This is a genomic window from Ruegeria sp. AD6 (genome assembly GCF_056542325.1).
The window spans coordinates 13,688-29,102 of sequence record NZ_JBQFZQ010000009.1; the positions used below are offsets into that span (position 1 = coordinate 13,688).

Annotated in this window: 15 protein-coding genes; 13 read left to right on the top strand and 2 right to left on the bottom strand. The window is 59.5% G+C overall.

Going from position 1 to position 15,415, the window contains the following annotated elements:
- Positions 1-49 precede the first annotated feature (49 nt).
- The 11 genes from ACR0KJ_RS16200 (at position 50) to amaB (ending at position 10,381) form a co-directional block, all read left to right on the top strand.
- Positions 50-925, top strand: coding sequence for a LysR family transcriptional regulator (locus ACR0KJ_RS16200; protein ID WP_480627152.1), 876 nt, complete (start codon positions 50-52; stop codon positions 923-925).
- Between the two features lie 119 nt (positions 926-1,044).
- Positions 1,045-1,560, top strand: a complete 516-nt coding sequence (napF, locus tag ACR0KJ_RS16205; RefSeq protein WP_480627153.1) for a ferredoxin-type protein NapF — start codon at positions 1,045-1,047, stop codon at positions 1,558-1,560.
- Complete coding sequence (locus ACR0KJ_RS16210; protein ID WP_170455944.1) at positions 1,557-1,850, top strand: chaperone NapD; 294 nt, start codon at positions 1,557-1,559, stop codon at positions 1,848-1,850. Before napF ends, ACR0KJ_RS16210 begins: the two co-directional genes overlap by 4 nt.
- Positions 1,847-4,339: a nitrate reductase catalytic subunit NapA gene (gene napA, locus ACR0KJ_RS16215; protein WP_480627154.1), complete on the top strand. Its 2,493-nt coding sequence runs from the start codon at positions 1,847-1,849 to the stop codon at positions 4,337-4,339. Before ACR0KJ_RS16210 ends, napA begins: the two co-directional genes overlap by 4 nt.
- 27 nt (positions 4,340-4,366) lie before the next feature.
- Entirely contained in the window at positions 4,367-5,188 is an 822-nt protein-coding gene (napG, locus tag ACR0KJ_RS16220) for a ferredoxin-type protein NapG (protein ID WP_480627155.1), read from the top strand.
- Positions 5,185-6,102, top strand: a complete 918-nt coding sequence (gene napH / locus ACR0KJ_RS16225) for a quinol dehydrogenase ferredoxin subunit NapH (RefSeq protein ID WP_480627156.1) — start codon at positions 5,185-5,187, stop codon at positions 6,100-6,102. The genes napG and napH overlap by 4 nt, the downstream gene beginning before the upstream one ends.
- A 12-nt stretch (positions 6,103-6,114) precedes the next feature.
- Positions 6,115-6,552, top strand: coding sequence for a nitrate reductase cytochrome c-type subunit (locus ACR0KJ_RS16230; protein ID WP_170455936.1), 438 nt, complete (start codon positions 6,115-6,117; stop codon positions 6,550-6,552).
- A gap of 32 nt (positions 6,553-6,584) precedes the next feature.
- Complete coding sequence (locus tag ACR0KJ_RS16235; RefSeq protein ID WP_170455934.1) at positions 6,585-7,280, top strand: NapC/NirT family cytochrome c; 696 nt, start codon at positions 6,585-6,587, stop codon at positions 7,278-7,280.
- Between the two features lie 13 nt (positions 7,281-7,293).
- Entirely contained in the window at positions 7,294-7,551 is a 258-nt protein-coding gene (locus ACR0KJ_RS16240) for a hypothetical protein (protein ID WP_170455933.1), read from the top strand.
- A gap of 208 nt (positions 7,552-7,759) precedes the next feature.
- Positions 7,760-8,866 carry a saccharopine dehydrogenase NADP-binding domain-containing protein gene (locus tag ACR0KJ_RS16245; RefSeq protein ID WP_170624794.1) on the top strand — a complete coding sequence of 369 codons (1,107 nt, stop codon included), beginning with the start codon at positions 7,760-7,762 and terminating at the stop codon, positions 8,864-8,866.
- 18 nt (positions 8,867-8,884) lie between these two features.
- Positions 8,885-10,381 carry an L-piperidine-6-carboxylate dehydrogenase gene (amaB, locus tag ACR0KJ_RS16250; protein WP_480627157.1) on the top strand — a complete coding sequence of 499 codons (1,497 nt, stop codon included), beginning with the start codon at positions 8,885-8,887 and terminating at the stop codon, positions 10,379-10,381.
- Positions 10,382-10,417: 36 nt separating this feature from the next.
- Here the strand turns inward: amaB and ACR0KJ_RS16255 are convergent, their stop codons facing one another.
- Entirely contained in the window at positions 10,418-11,995 is a 1,578-nt protein-coding gene (locus ACR0KJ_RS16255; RefSeq protein ID WP_480627158.1) for a DUF5928 domain-containing protein, read from the bottom strand.
- A 141-nt stretch (positions 11,996-12,136) separates the two neighbouring features.
- Between ACR0KJ_RS16255 and ACR0KJ_RS16260 the strand changes: the two genes are divergently transcribed.
- The gene (locus ACR0KJ_RS16260) at positions 12,137-12,955 is read left to right on the top strand and encodes a sulfotransferase family protein (RefSeq protein ID WP_480627159.1); all 819 of its coding nucleotides are present in this window, start codon (positions 12,137-12,139) and stop codon (positions 12,953-12,955) included.
- A gap of 249 nt (positions 12,956-13,204) precedes the next feature.
- Positions 13,205-13,423, top strand: coding sequence for a hypothetical protein (locus ACR0KJ_RS16265; RefSeq protein WP_480627160.1), 219 nt, complete (start codon positions 13,205-13,207; stop codon positions 13,421-13,423).
- A 95-nt stretch (positions 13,424-13,518) separates the two neighbouring features.
- Here the strand turns inward: ACR0KJ_RS16265 and ilvD are convergent, their stop codons facing one another.
- Positions 13,519-15,351 (bottom strand): dihydroxy-acid dehydratase, encoded by a 1,833-nt coding sequence (gene ilvD, locus ACR0KJ_RS16270; RefSeq protein WP_480627161.1) that lies wholly within the window; start codon positions 15,349-15,351, stop codon positions 13,519-13,521.
- Between the last annotated feature and the right edge of the window lie 64 nt (positions 15,352-15,415).

A 15,415-nucleotide genomic window follows, 5' to 3' on the forward strand; every position in this document is an offset into this window, starting at 1 on the left:
ACATCAGTCAAACTCAAATTTCTTGAGAAAACTTCAGGAAAATTGAAATATGGCGATCAAGATCGAGATGTTGCGATGCTTCTGCACGGTGGCGGAAACGGGCAATCTGGCGGATGCGGCAGACCGGCTGGGCCGTACGCAATCTGCGGTTTCCATGACGCTGAAACAGCTTGAGGCGCATCTGGGCCGCCCCTTGTTTGTCGGAGAGCGCAAAAACCGCCTGACGGATTTGGGTGCCCATGTGCTTCAACTGGGCCAAAGCCAGTTGCGGCAGTTCGATTCGACGCTGGAAACCATCGACATGCTGACCCGCGCGCCGCAAGGCCTGCTGCGGATTGCGGCAGTACCGTCAATGGCGGCATTGGTCTTTCCGCCCCTTGTGCGCCATTTCACCGACCACCATCCGGGGGTGAAGATCGAGTTGCGGGACACCGATACCGAGCAGGTTCTGGATGCCATCGGGCAGGGCTGGGCGGATATCGGGATCGCCTCGTCCAAAAGGCCGGTGAAAGGCACCAAAGTTGCGCCGCTGTTTCAGGACCCGTTCGGGTTGGTGATGTCGGATCATCACCCGCTGGCCTCGGTCTCTGGACCGATCACCATCGGTGACGTGTTTCGCAGCCCGTTTCTGCGCAATGCGCTCTGCGATCAGATACAGTCGCGGCGCATTCAGGACCATCTGGCCAGGATCGATGTCACCGTTCACAACACCCATTCCCTGTTGGCCATGGTCAGCACCGGCAGCTGGGGCACGCTATTGCCTCAGGCCGCGACTCGGCTTGTCTCATCCGATCTCAAGTTCCGAAAAATCGTTGATCTGCCGGAAACGCGCGAGGTCTTTTTGTACCAGTCCGAAACCACCGCCTGGCCGATGCTGGCGGACGAGGCCGCCGGGGTAATCCGGTCGTCCAGCGCCAAAACATGATTCTTAATGAGATTATTTGTTTTGCCGCGTGAAAATTGACCTGTGTCAAATTCGGTAAGTTTGAAAACTGTTAGCACGGCTGATACGTTTGACATTGTCCAGGACACGGTCGCCAGCCCATGAGCCAGATGACCACAAGACGCGCGTTTCTCAGCGCACGCGCACTTCGCGAGGATAAGGACGCGATTCGTCCTCCGGGTGCGGTGGAATCTGGCTTTGTGGATGCCTGTTCCGCGTGCGGGGATTGCATAACCGCTTGCCCCGAAGGGATTTTGTCCAAAGGCGCCGACGGATACCCGATCCTTGAACTGAATGCCGGTGCCTGCACCTTTTGTGCAGGCTGCGCCGAGGTCTGCGAAACCGACGCGCTGCAGGTTGATCGCGTGCCTGACTGGCCATGGCGCGCCGCTGTACAGGCGACCACGTGCCTGTCAATGAAGGGCATCAGTTGCCGTGTGTGTCAGGACAGTTGCGATGCGCGCGCGATCCGTTTCCAGTTGCAACTGGGCGGGCGTGCGGAACCCGTACTGGATCAGGACAGTTGCATCGGCTGCGCCGCCTGCGCCTCGGCCTGCCCGGTCGGCGCGGTCGCGCTTGAACGCCCTCAAACACCCAAACCAGAGGTCATCCAATGAACATTTGCGGTTGCCTTGTTCACGTGGCTGCGGATCGAACCGCATCAGCCCGTGCAACCATGACCGAAACCGATGGCGTCGAGGTTCATGCCGAAGCCGAAGATGGCCGTTTCGTTGTTGTCGTCGAAGATACGTCCGACCGATTGGCATCCGAGACGATCATGGATCTGCATCAGATCCCCGGCGTGATTTCACTGACGCTGACCTATCACCATTTCGAAGATCTGGCGGAATCCCCGCCCCAACCCAATGCCCCAAGCCAACCGACCAGCAGGAGGCTCGTCCAATGACTGTTTCTGAATCCCGTCGTACATTCCTGAAGGCATCCGCCGCTGCCGCCACCGCTTCGGCCGCCGGTATCCCGATGGCTGCCGGTCAGGCCAATGCACAGGCCGTTGCGCCCGATATCCGCTGGGACAAGGCCGCCTGCCGGTTCTGCGGCACCGGCTGCTCGGTTCTGGTGGGCACCAAGGATGGCCGCGTGGTTGCCACGCAGGGCGACCCGGACGCGCCGGTCAACCGGGGCCTGAACTGCATCAAGGGCTATTTCCTGTCCAAGATCATGTACGGTCAGGACCGCCTGACCACGCCGCTGCTGCGCAAGACCAATGGCGAATACGACAAGAATGGCGAGTTCGAGCCGGTCAGCTGGGACGAAGCCTTTGACGTGATGGCCGCCAAATGGAAAGAGGCCCTGGCCAAGAAAGGCCCGACCAGCGTGGGCATGTTCGGCTCGGGTCAGTGGACGGTTTGGGAAGGCTATGCCGCTTCGAAACTGATGAAAGCTGGCTTCCGGTCGAACAATATCGACCCCAATGCGCGGCACTGTATGGCCTCGGCCGTGGTGGGTTTCATACGCACCTTCGGAATTGACGAGCCGATGGGCTGCTATGACGACCTCGAACACGCGGATACGTTTGTTCTGTGGGGCTCGAACATGGCGGAAATGCACCCGATCCTGTGGTCGCGCCTGACCGACACGCGCCTGACCAAGCCGGGCTGCGAAGTGCATGTGCTGTCGACCTTCGAGCATCGCTCGTTCGAACTGGCCGACAATGGCATCGTGTTCGAACCGCAGACCGATCTGGCGATCCTGAACTATATCGCCAACTACATCATCCAGACCGGCGCGGTGAACGAAGAGTTCGTCAAGAACCACGTCAACATCACCAAGACCGCGACCGATATCGGTTACGGCCTGCGCGACAACAACCCGCTACAGCAAGAGGCTGAAAACCCGAACTCGGGCAAGCTCGAGCCGATCAGCTTTGAGGAATATGCCAAGGCGGTCGAGCCCTATACGCTGGAATACACCGCCGAACTGTCCGGCGTTCCGGCCGACAAGCTGGAGAAGCTGGCCAAGCAATATGCCGACCCGAACCGAAAGGTCATGAGCCTGTGGACCATGGGCTTTAACCAGCATACCCGCGGGTCCTGGGTGAACTCGCTGATGTATAACGTCCACTTGCTGGTGGGCAAGATTTCCGAACCCGGCAACTCGCCCTTCTCGCTGACAGGTCAGCCCTCGGCATGCGGGACAGCGCGCGAGGTTGGTACCTTTGCCCACCGTCTGCCCGCCGACATGGTGGTGGCCAATGACGAGCACCGGAAAATCTGTGAAACCGCGTGGAATATCCCTGAAGGGACCATTCCGCCCAAGCCCGGCTTCCACGCCGTTCTGCAGCACCGCAAACTCAAGGACGGCGACCTGAACGCCTATTGGGTGCAGTGCAACAACAACATGCAGGCCGCGCCGAATATCAACGAGGAAGGTTATCCAGGCTATCGCAACCCGGAAAACTTCATCACCGTGTCCGATCCCTATCCGACGGTCACTGCCGTATCCGCCGACCTGATCCTGCCCACCGCCATGTGGGTGGAAAAGGAAGGTGCCTATGGCAACGCCGAACGCCGCACCCAGTTCTGGCGGCAGCAGGTGAAAGCGCCGGGTGAGGCGAAATCGGACCTGTGGCAGTTGATGGAATTCTCCAAACGCTTCACCGTCGAAGAGGTCTGGGGCGAGGAACTGCTGGCCAAAATGCCCGAGCATCGCGGCAAGACCATGTTCGACGTGCTTTACGCAAACGGTCAGGTCGACAAGTTCCCGCTGTCCGAAACCGCCGAAGGTTTCGACAATGACGATGCCGAACACTTCGGGTTCTACGTTCAGAAAGGTCTGTTCGAAGAATATGCCGAGTTTGGGCGCGGACATGCGCACGATCTGGCCCCGTTCGAGATGTACCATCAGGCGCGCGGCATGCGCTGGCCGGTCGTGGACGGCAAGGAAACGCTGTATCGCTTCCGCGAAGGCTATGACCCTTATGTGTCCGAAGGTGCGGGCGTCGAATTCTATGGTCACAAGGATGGCAAGGCCAAGATCATCTTTGCGCCGTTCGAACCCGCTGCAGAGGTGCCGGATGAAGAATATGATCTGTGGCTGTCCACCGGTCGGGTTCTGGAGCACTGGCACTCGGGTTCGATGACCCGCCGTGTGCCGGAACTGCACCGCGCCTATCCGAATGCGGTCGTCTACATGCACCCCGAAGACGCGCGGGATCGTGGTCTGCGGCGCGGGCAGGAAATCGTGCTGTCCACTCGCCGTGGCGAGGTCACAAGCCGGGTCGAGACCCGTGGCCGCAACAAGGTGCCGCGTGGTCTGGTCTTCATGCCCTGGTTTGACGAGCATCAGCTGACCAACAAGCTGACGCTGGACGCGACCTGCCCGCTGTCGAAAGAGACCGACTTCAAGAAATGCGCCTGTAAGGTCGAGCGCGCGTAACCGGCAAGGATCGCAAAGGTCGTCCCCATGTATCCCCTTGTCGACACACCCCTTTCGCCGCAGCGGCGCCGGTTCCTGCAGGACTCGGCGCGGGCGGCGGGCGGCTGCGCAGTCGCCGGGCTCGGGCTGGCGTGGCTGGCCCGCGATGCCCGTGCCCTGCCGGCCGAGGCGTTGCGCCCGCCCGGCGCGCTGCCGGAAAAGGAGTTTCTGTCGGCCTGCATTCGCTGTGGGCTCTGCGTGCGGGATTGTCCTTACGATACGCTGAAACTGGCTGAATTAGGGTCTGATGCTGCGGCGACGGGCACGCCCTATTTCACTGCCCGTGATGTGCCTTGTGAAATGTGCGATGACATTCCGTGCGTCGCGGCCTGCCCGACAGGGGCGCTGGATCCGGGTCTGCAAAACATCGACGACGCCGAAATGGGCGTTGCGGTGCTGGTCGATCAGGAGAACTGCCTGAACTTCCTCGGCCTGCGCTGCGATGTCTGCTATCGGGTCTGCCCCGTCATTGACGAGGCGATCACGCTGGAAACCGCGCATAACACCCGCTCGGGCCACCATGCGCTGTTCATTCCAACGGTGCACGCTGATCGCTGCACTGGCTGCGGTGTGTGTGAGAAAAGCTGCGTTCTGCCCGAAGCGGCGATCAAGGTCCTGCCCACCCGACTGGCGCGCGGCAGCAGCGCGGATCACTATCGCAAAGGCTGGGAAGAGAAAGAGGCCAGGGGCGCCCCCTTGATCGAGGGTCTGATCGATCTGCCCGATCGCCTGCCGGGACCGGGGATTGACAATCTGGCTGCACCCGGCGGGTTCGAGCCCGGATACGCCTTACCGGGGGCAGGGCAATGAGCGCGCGCACCCATATGCCTGTCGGGCGCGAGGCCGTAGAGGCCAAGGGCTGGATCGGCGCGCATAGGTTCCTGCTGTTGCGCCGTAGCAGCCAGCTGTTCTTTCTGGCGCTGTTCCTTCTGGGGCCATGGTTCGGGATATGGATTATTCAGGGCACGTTGGCCGGGTCGCTGACCCTTGGCGTCTTGCCGCTGACCGACCCGTTTGTTCTAATGCAGAGTCTGATTGCAGGCCATTGGCCCGAACTGACGGCCCTGATCGGCGCGGTGATCGTGCTGGTTGCCTATGCGCTGATCGGAGGCCGGGTTTACTGCTCGTGGGTCTGCCCGATCAACCCGGTGACCGACGCGGCCAACTGGCTGCACCGCAAGCTGGACCTGCCCAAGGGCTGGCAACCCAAACGCGGAACCCGCCTGTGGGTGCTGGCCACCGTCCTGATCGTCTCGGGCCTGGGCGGTGTGATCGCGTGGGAACTGGTGAACCCGATCACCATGCTGCATCGCGGATTGATCTTTGGCATGGGCTTTGTCTGGGCCATGGTTGCGGCCATCTTCGTCTTTGACCTTTTCGTTTCGCGCCATGGCTGGTGTGGGCACCTGTGTCCGGTTGGTGCGTTCTACGGCCTGATCGGCACCAAAAGCCTGCTGCGGGTCAGCGCCCACAACCGCGTTGCCTGTGACGATTGCATGGATTGCTATGCGGTCTGCCCCGAAAATCAGGTGATCTCGCCCGCTCTCAAGGGCAAACCGGGATCCAGCCCGCTGATCCTGTCGCCCGACTGTACCAATTGCGGCCGCTGCATAGATGTCTGCGCGGTCGACGTCTTCAACTTTACTCACCGGTTCGACGACCACGTCACCAAACCCATCCGTCCAGTTGCCGCGCCAGAGACGCGCGCCGCCAGACTTCATTAAGGGAGTGCCAAGATGAAAATATCAATCGTGACAGGTGGAATTGCCCTGATCCCCGTCCTGCTCCTGAGTGGGTTTGCCCTTGCGCAGTCAGCCCAGGTGGAAACGCTGCGGGGTGCGGATGTGGATGAGCTGATCCCGCTTGATCAGATCCACAAGAATGTCGAAGGGCGCATGCAGCGCAACTATCGCCAGCAACCGCCGCTGATCCCGCATTCGATCGAACAGTACCAGATCGACATCCGCACCAATCAGTGCCTGTCCTGCCATGACTGGACCAAAGCGGGTGAGCGTAACGCGCCGACCCTGTCGATGACCCACTATCTGGATCGCGAAGGGCGCGAGTTGGATCAGATCGCGGGCACCCGGTATTTCTGCAACCAGTGCCACGTGCCGCAGGCGGATGCTCCGCCGCTGGTCGAAAACGTGTTTCAGCCGTCCTCGGGCAACTAATCCAACCCACAAGAAAATAAAGGAGCACCAATATGGCAGCATCTCCTGAAAAACGCGGTTGGATCCGCCGCCTCTGGTCCTGGATCTGGACCCCGGCTGTGGCCTTCAGTTCCGGGTTCCTGATTCTGGCGGGTTTTCTGGCCGGTATCCTGTTCTGGGGTGGGTTCCACTGGACACTGGAACTGACCAATACCGAGGAATTCTGCGTCTCGTGCCACACGATGGAAACCAACCTGGGCGAATATCGCGAGACCATTCACTATAACAACCACTCCGGCGTGCGGGCGATTTGTTCCGACTGCCACGTTCCGCATGAATGGAACCACAAGATCAAGGCCAAGATCATGGCCGTGAAGGATGTCTATCACGAGTTGGCCGGGACCATCAGCACGCCTGAGAAATACGAAGATCACCGTCTGTCCATGGCCTCGGCGGTCTGGAAGAAGATGAAGGCGTCGGACAGCCGCGAGTGCCGGAACTGCCACAACTTCGACTATATGGACTTCACCATTCAGGAAACCCGCGCCGCATCCGAGCATCAGCGCGCCATCGACAACAACATGACCTGCATCGACTGCCATCAGGGCATCGCGCACAGCCTGCCGCCCAACTACCTTGAGACCTACGAGGATGTAACGGCCGAACTGGAAGGCAAAGCACCGTTGCAGCAGCACGCAACCGCCGACAGCGACGAAATCCGGTCATTCCTGTCCACGCGGACCGATTGAGAAGGGGCGAGATATGCTTGATATTCTGGGAACCATCGGCGGCAATATCCTAAGCTTGCCGGGCATTCTTGGCCTCGCCCTTGGCATGATGACCCGCCGTCTGTGGCTGGGCGCAATGTTGGGCGGTCTGGTCGGTGTGGCCGAAACCCTGGTATTTGCCGGGTTTCAGTTCGCCCATGTCGAAGCGTTGGAGCTGATGATTGCTATCGTGGTTGGCGTTTGTGCAGGCAGCGTCGGCACGATGATCCGGCTGAAAGGCGCAACCGTCTGACGGCGTTCAACCCCGGGCAAACAACGGATTGATATCAGACTCTCCGGACTGCGGTCCGGGGCGTTTTTCTGTTAGACCCTTGGCTTTCCATAATGACGGAAATCTCGGCATAATGACGAATATGACCTGCTTTTCGTCAAGATACCCCCTGCGAAATGACCATCCTCTGCGCCACTCTTGAAGGAAAACCAGAAAGAGGAGGCACGCAATGTCCTGGACTGTTTGCGTCGTGGGGGCTGGCAAGATCGGGCAGATGATCGCCACGCTTCTGAAAGGATCACCGAATTACAGCGTCACCGTCGCAGATCACGATCTGAAAGCGCTGGGCGAGGTTGCAAAGCTGGGCGTGGCCACCAAGCAGATCGATGCGAAAGACGCTGAGGGGCTAGCCGAGGGGCTGGATGGCTTCGACGCCGTCATCTCAGCAGCCCCGTTCTTTCTGACCCCGACCATTGCCAAAGCGGCCAAACAGGCGGGCGCGCATTACTTTGACCTGACCGAGGATGTCGCGGCCACCAACGCCGTTCGCGAACTGGCCGACGGAAGCCGAACCGCCTTCATGCCGCAATGCGGTCTGGCACCAGGATTTGTCGGCATCGCGGGTGCGTCTCTTGCGGCGGAGTTCGATCAGATCGACAGCCTGCACATGCGGGTGGGGGCCTTGCCGCTTTTCCCCACCAACGCGCTGAAATACAATCTGACATGGTCCACGGACGGGTTGATCAACGAATACTGCAATCCCTGCGATGCCATCGTGAATGGTGAACGCGTCAAGACCGCGCCGCTGGAAGACTATGAGGTGCTGGGCCATGACGGGGTGGAATACGAATGCTTCAATACCTCGGGCGGGCTGGGGACATTGCCGGAAACGCTGGAGGGCAGGGCGCGGGCGGTCTCCTATCGCTCGATCCGTTATCCGGGCCATTGTGATATCCTGAAACTGCTGCTGCACGATCTGGGGCTGGAACGCCGCCGCGATCTGTTGAAAGAGATTTTCGAAGCCGCCCTGCCGCGTACCGATCAGGATGTGGTGTTGGTTTATTGCACGGCCAAAGGCATGATCGACGGAGCGCTACGCGAGAAATCCCTGATCAACAAAAGCTTCGCCCGCGAGATCAACGGACAGGTCTGGAGCGCCATTCAGGTCACCACCGCCGCAGGTGTTCTGGGCGTCGTCGATCTGATGCGCACCGGCGTTCTGCCTTCGACCGGGTTTGTCCGGCAAGAGCAGGTGAAGCTGTCCGATTTCCTGAACACCGAATTTGGCCGGCTCTATCGGGCCGGTGACGTAACCCCACAGAACAAGGCGGCCTGAGATATGAAAGATGTTGTGATGACTGCAGAAACCACTCTGGCAAACCTCGACCTGACCGCAGCAGACCTGACAGGCGGCACGCTGACGGTGCAATCCCCAATTGACGGGCGCGTTCTGGCCGAAGTGCACGAAACCCCGGCCTCCGAGGTGGAGACCATCTTTGCCAATGCCAAAACCGCGTTCAAAGCGTGGCGTACCGTGCCAGCCCCGCGCCGGGGTGAGTTGATCCGCCTGCTGGGCGAAGAACTGCGCGCCGCCAAGGACGACCTGGGCGCGCTGGTCAGTTGGGAGGCGGGCAAGATTACGTCCGAAGGTCTGGGCGAAGTGCAGGAGATGATCGATATCTGCGACTTTGCCGTTGGCCTCTCGCGACAGCTGTACGGTCTGACCATCGCCTCGGAACGCCCCGGCCACCGGATGATGGAGACGTGGCATCCGGCAGGGCCGGTCGGTGTGATCTCGGCCTTCAATTTCCCGGTTGCGGTCTGGTCGTGGAACGCAGCGCTGGCGATTGTCTGCGGCGATCCGGTGATCTGGAAACCGTCCGAAAAATCGCCGCTGACGGCAATGGCCTGTCAGAAGATTTTCGAACGCGCACTGGCCCGGTTTGGCGACGCACCCGACAACCTGCTGCAAACCCTGATCGGCGGGGCCGCGCTGGGCGAAGCGCTGGTCGCAAGCGAGGATGTTCCGGTGATCTCGGCCACCGGGTCAACCCGCATGGGCCGCGCGGTTGCGCCCATCGTCGCGGCGCGGTTCGGCAAGTGCATTCTGGAACTTGGCGGCAATAATGCAATGATCGTTGGCCCCTCGGCGGATCTGGAAATGGCCGTGCGGGCGATTGTGTTCTCGGCTGTTGGAACCGCAGGGCAACGGTGCACGACGCTGCGGCGGTTGATCGTGCATAACTCGATCAAGGATGAACTGGTTGCGCGCCTCAAGAAAGCCTATGCCGGTCTGCCCATTGGCGATCCACTCGCCGAAGGCACGCTGGTTGGGCCTTTGGTGGATGAAGCCTCGGGCGCTGCAATGACCGCCGCGCTGAAGGCGGCTGAGTCCGAAGGCGGCACCGTGTTTGGTGGCCAACGCGTGACCGAAGGGGTGCCGGGCGGTGTCTACATGGAACCCGCAATCGTGGAAATGCCGGGCCAGACGGACGTGGTCAAAACCGAGACCTTTGCCCCGATCCTTTACGTGATGGGTTATGACGATTTCGATCACGCGCTGGACTTGCAGAACGACGTCCCGCAGGGCCTGTCCTCCTGCGTGTTCACGCTGAACATGCGCGAGGCCGAGCAATTCCTGACCGCAGCCGGATCGGATTGCGGCATCGCCAACGTGAATATCGGGCCATCCGGGGCCGAGATTGGTGGCGCGTTTGGGGGCGAGAAGGAAACCGGTGGCGGGCGTGAAAGCGGCTCGGACGCGTGGAAAGCCTATATGCGACGCCAGACCAATACCGTGAATTATTCGGCTGAACTGCCATTGGCGCAGGGCGTGAAGTTCGACATCTGATCACGGTTCCGGCGGTGCGGATCGTGCCGCCGGGCCTTAGTCTGAAAACAGGTAATCCAGCTTCATGATGGACTGCGCCTTGTCGCTTTCCACACCCAGAAAGCGTGCAATGGCGGCCTCATTTTCGGCGCGGTCGGCGCTTTCGCGCAGGCGCAGATAGCCATCGATCCCGGCCTCGCGGATTTGTTGGGATTCATAAGCCAGATCATTACGCAAAGTGGGCAACAGGCGGGAAACCGTCTCAGCCGGGCTGTTTTCACCCGCCAGCCCGACGCGTCGGGCGTGGCCGATCAGATAGTCGTCGGAATAGTCGCACTCGATCTCCAGCACATGGGTCTTGGCCGCATCGCCGCAGAAATCCTGAATGACGTCCAGATTGGACGGGTCCAGACACAGCGCCAGTTGGTTTGACCCGAAATGCTGAAACAGCATTTGGACAACCGCCCGCCGATGGCGCGAGCGTTTGTTGAGCGTCGTCTCGATCCCGCCCAGATCGGGCAGGGGCGTGTCCTGTTCGTTGAACAGATACTCGATGCACGGGATGTCGGTTTCCGAGGCGATCTGATCCACCAGCCGTTTGGCCACGTGCCACTTTTTGCAGACGATCAGGAAAAGTTCACGCTCGGGACCCAGCGTATTTCCGGCCTCCCAGAACCTTTGCCCGAACCGGCGGCCGACGCGGCCCCGCCCGGTCAGGAAGGCATACAGGTTGCGCCCCTCATCCGAGATCGGGAAGTCGACGCCCGTGCTGGCATACAGCGCGCCCAGCCGGTCCTTCAACTCATGCGCCTCGGGGCTGATCTTGCGGGCAAACAGATAGTTCTGCCCCAGCAGCATGTCGAAATGATCGTTGTAGAACGTCACCGGCATTCCGTAATCCGAGAACATCAGGAAGGTCGGCGTGCGGTTTTCGATCTCACCCTTCGGGATCAGATGACGGACAAGCGTCTGAAAGAAGGTTTCATCCGGGATCCAGGTGGTCGAGAAGAACCGGATCACGTCGCGACGCTGTTGCAAGAACTCAAGGATCATTTCGACCGTGCGGCGGCGCAGGCACCACCATTGGCTGCCGATCATGACCTGAATGTCCTCGGGAATCTCGCGCGTCAGCTTGAAACGTTTTTGCAACTCGTAGGCCGCATAGAACCGTTTGGCCTGCGTACGTTCGTTGAAATAGTGGCGATAGATCAGCCGGTCTTCTTTCATCCCGGTCTTGATCCAGTTGCTGGCAAAGAAATCGTGGCTTTCGATGAAATCCCTGTCCTGCTCGTCCAAAAAATTATGCGTGTATTCCGCTGTTTTGATCGCCATGCAATCGCCCGACAGCATGTAGAAATGGGTGGCGCGGGGGAATGTCTCGACAGCCGCTTCCAGCGCATAAAGCGTGGCCTGCACCAAAGACCACTCACCCCAGCCGCATTTGATGCGCTTGTCGGCGAAGGTGACATTCGGGTTGCCCTTCAGCGCGGTGCGGATCTTGTCATAGTCCGCCTCACGCGCGCGGGCATCGAAATGGATCGCCATGCAATCGCCGGCAGCCGTCAACTGCTCGGCCTGCGCGATGATTGCGTCAGGGTCTTTGTGGCACAGCAGGATATAGGCAATCTTTGCCATTTGGTGTCGCAATTTCCGTTTTTGCCCGATTGCACCTGTGATACTGAGGATGAGCGATTGAATAAACAGAGTATTTTTGGTTTTTTGATTTCAAAAGCTGGCCTATCAACCTGATACCCGACCAGCGAAGGAGGCACGCAGATGGGGTTTCCCGGCACCTGGATGACCGAGAGCGAAAGCATGGTTTACCGTGTGGTGCCGAAATGCGCGTGCTCGACCATTGGTCAGATCATGTATTACTCGGATCACGGGCAGTTCTTTGACGGCGATATCCACGACGCCAAGGACGGGATGCACAAATGGGCCTTTGACCAAAGCCAGGGCATGATCGCGGACAATGTGCGCAATCACGGGTCGTATTCCTTTACCTGTGTGCGTAACCCCTACACCCGGATCCTGAGTTCGTTCTTTGACAAGATTTGCGGCATCCAGCGCAACGGCAAACGGTACCGTGGCAATCTGGTGCCGACGCTGGTGTATAATTACGGGATCGAAGTGGGCGGCGATGATGGCAAGGGCGAGTTCGACCAGATCGCCAGCTTCCGCCGGTTCCTGCTGTTTGCCCGCGATACGATCCGCTGGCGGCGCCCGATGGACCCGGATATTCACTGGTCCGCCATGTCAGGGCATGTGTCGACCTTCATCGTGAATGGCGGGCGCTATGATCGGATCTTCTGGACCGAGAAGTTCAACGATGGGATGCAGGGCGTGCTGGACAGTCTCGAGACCCCACACGCCATCGATCTGTCCGAAATCCCCCGGTTCAACGAATCCGAAGGCCACGGCCCCAAACGCGCGCACCCGGTCGAGGATTATTTCGACGACCTGTCGATGCATCTGGTCTATGAAATCTACAAACAGGATTTTGAACTGTTCAAATACGATTTCGAAAACCCGGCGAACAAAATGCCGATGGGTGAGATCGATCTGGATGAGGTCCACGCTAAGCTGGGCGATTGAGGGGCAATCTGTATCCCCGATAGAGATGCATCTGCTAAGGATATGATTTGTATGTGAGTGCTTGCTTCGAGACCAAACTTGTACACCATTTAAGCCGCCAAACGCACATTGGCTGCAGCTCGTTCTCAGTACAGATTAGGGGATACGAATTTGAGGCTTAGAATTTCCTAGGTACTTGAAACTGAGATTGAGAAGAATGCTCTGGCAGTCGTATCTCGTCTCAATAGTCTAATCTCGGCCGGTTCTCCGATGCTGGAGAAGTATCCTAAGGGCGGCACTAAAGCTTTGCTTGAGAAGGACTTGCTAGAAAACAGTTGGCCAGATGCCTATTTGAGAGGGGTGACCTTAGCTCAGTCCTTCGGGCACTCTTGGACTGTCCTCGGTCGCGCAGAAGAAGAGCTGAACCTTGTTGGAAGTCAGTTTTCGGTCACTGGTATCGAGTGGGCAGAACTTTCTCTGGTTCGCTAAAACCTGAAGTTGGGCGCTCCGACAGCTTCCTCCACACGAAACTACAAAAACAGCCCACCGGACAGGTGGACCGTTTTTATTGAGCGGTTTCTAACTCAAACCTGACGCACGGCCCCTTTTGCCGCGCTGGTGGTCAGCTTGGCATAGGCTTTCAGCGCGGTAGAGACCTTGCGCTTGCGTGGTTCTGCCGGTTCCCAGCCCTTTTCGTCCTGCTCTGCGCGACGAGTGGCCAGTTCCTCATCCGACACCGCCAGATGGATCGAGCGTTTGGGGATGTCGATCTCGATCTTGTCACCCTGACGGACCAGACCGATCACGCCGCCTTCGGCCGCCTCGGGTGAGACATGGCCGATGGACAGGCCCGAGGTGCCGCCTGAGAAACGACCATCGGTCAGCAGCGCGCAGGCTTTGCCCAGACCTTTGGATTTCAGATATGAGGTCGGATACAGCATTTCCTGCATCCCCGGCCCCCCGCGGGGACCTTCGTAGCGGATGACGACCACGTCACCCTCTTTCACCTTGCCGGTCAGGATGTCGCTGACCGCCTGATCCTGGCTTTCGCACACATAGGCCGAGCCGGTGAAGGTCAGGCTGCTGGTATCCACACCTGCGGTTTTCACGATGCAACCGTCCCGCGCGATGTTACCGAATAGAACCGCAAGGCCTCCGTCCTGAGAAAACGCGTGCTCCTTGGACCGGATCACACCGCCTTCGCGGTCGGTATCCAACTCCTTGTACCGGTTCGACTGGCTGAACGCCTGTGTGGTGCGCACACCGCCGGGGGCAGCTTTGAACAACTCCTGCGCGGCGGGGTTGTTGGCGATCTTGATGTCCCAATTGGCAATCGCCTCGCCCATGGTTGGCGTGTGCACCGTGCTGCAATGTTCGTGGAACAACCCGGCGCGGCTAAGCTCGCCAAGGATCGAGAAGATGCCACCGGCGCGGTGGACGTCCTCCATATGCACGTTCTCGGTGTTGGGCGCGACCTTACACAGGCAGGGGACATTGCGGCTGAGGCGGTCCATGTCGGACATGGTGAAATCGACGCCGCCTTCGTGGGCGATGGCCAGCAGGTGCAGAACCGTGTTGGTTGACCCGCCCATAGCGATATCCAGGCTCATCGCGTTCTCAAATGCATCGAAGGTTGCGATTTCGCGCGGCAGGAAGCCTTTTTCGTCCAGCTCATAATGCCGCTTGGTGATCTCGACGATGCGCCGACCAGCCTCAAGGAACAGGTTCTTGCGGTCTGCATGGGTGGCGAGGGTCGAGCCGTTGCCCGGCAGCGCCAGACCCAGCGCCTCGGCCAGACAGTTCATCGAGTTCGCGGTGAACATGCCCGAGCATGACCCGCAGGTGGGGCAGGCGTTTTCTTCGATATGCTGCACCTGCTCATCGGTAAAGCGGTCATCAGCGGCGGCGACCATGGCATCCACAAGGTCGATCTTTTTGGCGTCCAGATCGGCAATATCGATCTTGCCCGCCTCCATCGGCCCGCCCGAGACGAAAATGGCCGGGATATTCAGGCGCATCGCGGCCATCAGCATACCCGGGGTGATCTTGTCGCAGTTCGAGATGCAGACCATCGCATCGGCACAGTGGGCATTGACCATATATTCAACGCTGTCGGCGATCACCTCGCGTGAGGGCAGCGAATACAGCATACCGTCATGGCCCATGGCGATGCCGTCATCCACGGCGATGGTGTTGAATTCCTTGGCAACGCCGCCTGCGGCTTCAACCTCGCGCGCGACCATCTGGCCCAGATCCTTCAGGTGGACGTGACCCGGCACGAACTGCGTGAACGAGTTGACGATGGCGATGATCGGCTTGCCGAAATCGTCATCCTGCATGCCGGTGGCGCGCCACAGGCCACGGGCACCGGCCATGTTGCGGCCATGGGTGGAGGTTCTGGATCGGTACATTGGCATGATGCTGTTTCCCTATTGCCTCGGGTTGCATTGCGTCGAGATTGTGCGTTATAGCGCACGTATC

Excerpts from the sequence above, each read along its gene's own strand:
- ACR0KJ_RS16210 (WP_170455944.1), top strand. The coding sequence starts at position 1,557 with ATGAACATTTGCGGTTGCCTTGTTCACGTGGCTGCGGATCGAACCGCA.
- ACR0KJ_RS16255 (WP_480627158.1), bottom strand. The coding sequence starts at position 11,995 with ATGGCAAAGATTGCCTATATCCTGCTGTGCCACAAAGACCCTGACGCA.
- napH (WP_480627156.1), top strand. The coding sequence starts at position 5,185 with ATGAGCGCGCGCACCCATATGCCTGTCGGGCGCGAGGCCGTAGAGGCC.
- ilvD (WP_480627161.1), bottom strand. The coding sequence starts at position 15,351 with ATGCCAATGTACCGATCCAGAACCTCCACCCATGGCCGCAACATGGCC.
- napA (WP_480627154.1), top strand. The coding sequence starts at position 1,847 with ATGACTGTTTCTGAATCCCGTCGTACATTCCTGAAGGCATCCGCCGCT.
- ACR0KJ_RS16240 (WP_170455933.1), top strand. The coding sequence starts at position 7,294 with ATGCTTGATATTCTGGGAACCATCGGCGGCAATATCCTAAGCTTGCCG.
- ACR0KJ_RS16245 (WP_170624794.1), top strand. The coding sequence starts at position 7,760 with ATGTCCTGGACTGTTTGCGTCGTGGGGGCTGGCAAGATCGGGCAGATG.
- ACR0KJ_RS16265 (WP_480627160.1), top strand. The coding sequence starts at position 13,205 with ATGCTGGAGAAGTATCCTAAGGGCGGCACTAAAGCTTTGCTTGAGAAG.
- napG (WP_480627155.1), top strand. The coding sequence starts at position 4,367 with ATGTATCCCCTTGTCGACACACCCCTTTCGCCGCAGCGGCGCCGGTTC.
- napF (WP_480627153.1), top strand. The coding sequence starts at position 1,045 with ATGAGCCAGATGACCACAAGACGCGCGTTTCTCAGCGCACGCGCACTT.
- ACR0KJ_RS16260 (WP_480627159.1), top strand. The coding sequence starts at position 12,137 with ATGGGGTTTCCCGGCACCTGGATGACCGAGAGCGAAAGCATGGTTTAC.
- ACR0KJ_RS16200 (WP_480627152.1), top strand. The coding sequence starts at position 50 with ATGGCGATCAAGATCGAGATGTTGCGATGCTTCTGCACGGTGGCGGAA.
- ACR0KJ_RS16235 (WP_170455934.1), top strand. The coding sequence starts at position 6,585 with ATGGCAGCATCTCCTGAAAAACGCGGTTGGATCCGCCGCCTCTGGTCC.
- amaB (WP_480627157.1), top strand. The coding sequence starts at position 8,885 with ATGACTGCAGAAACCACTCTGGCAAACCTCGACCTGACCGCAGCAGAC.
- ACR0KJ_RS16230 (WP_170455936.1), top strand. The coding sequence starts at position 6,115 with ATGAAAATATCAATCGTGACAGGTGGAATTGCCCTGATCCCCGTCCTG.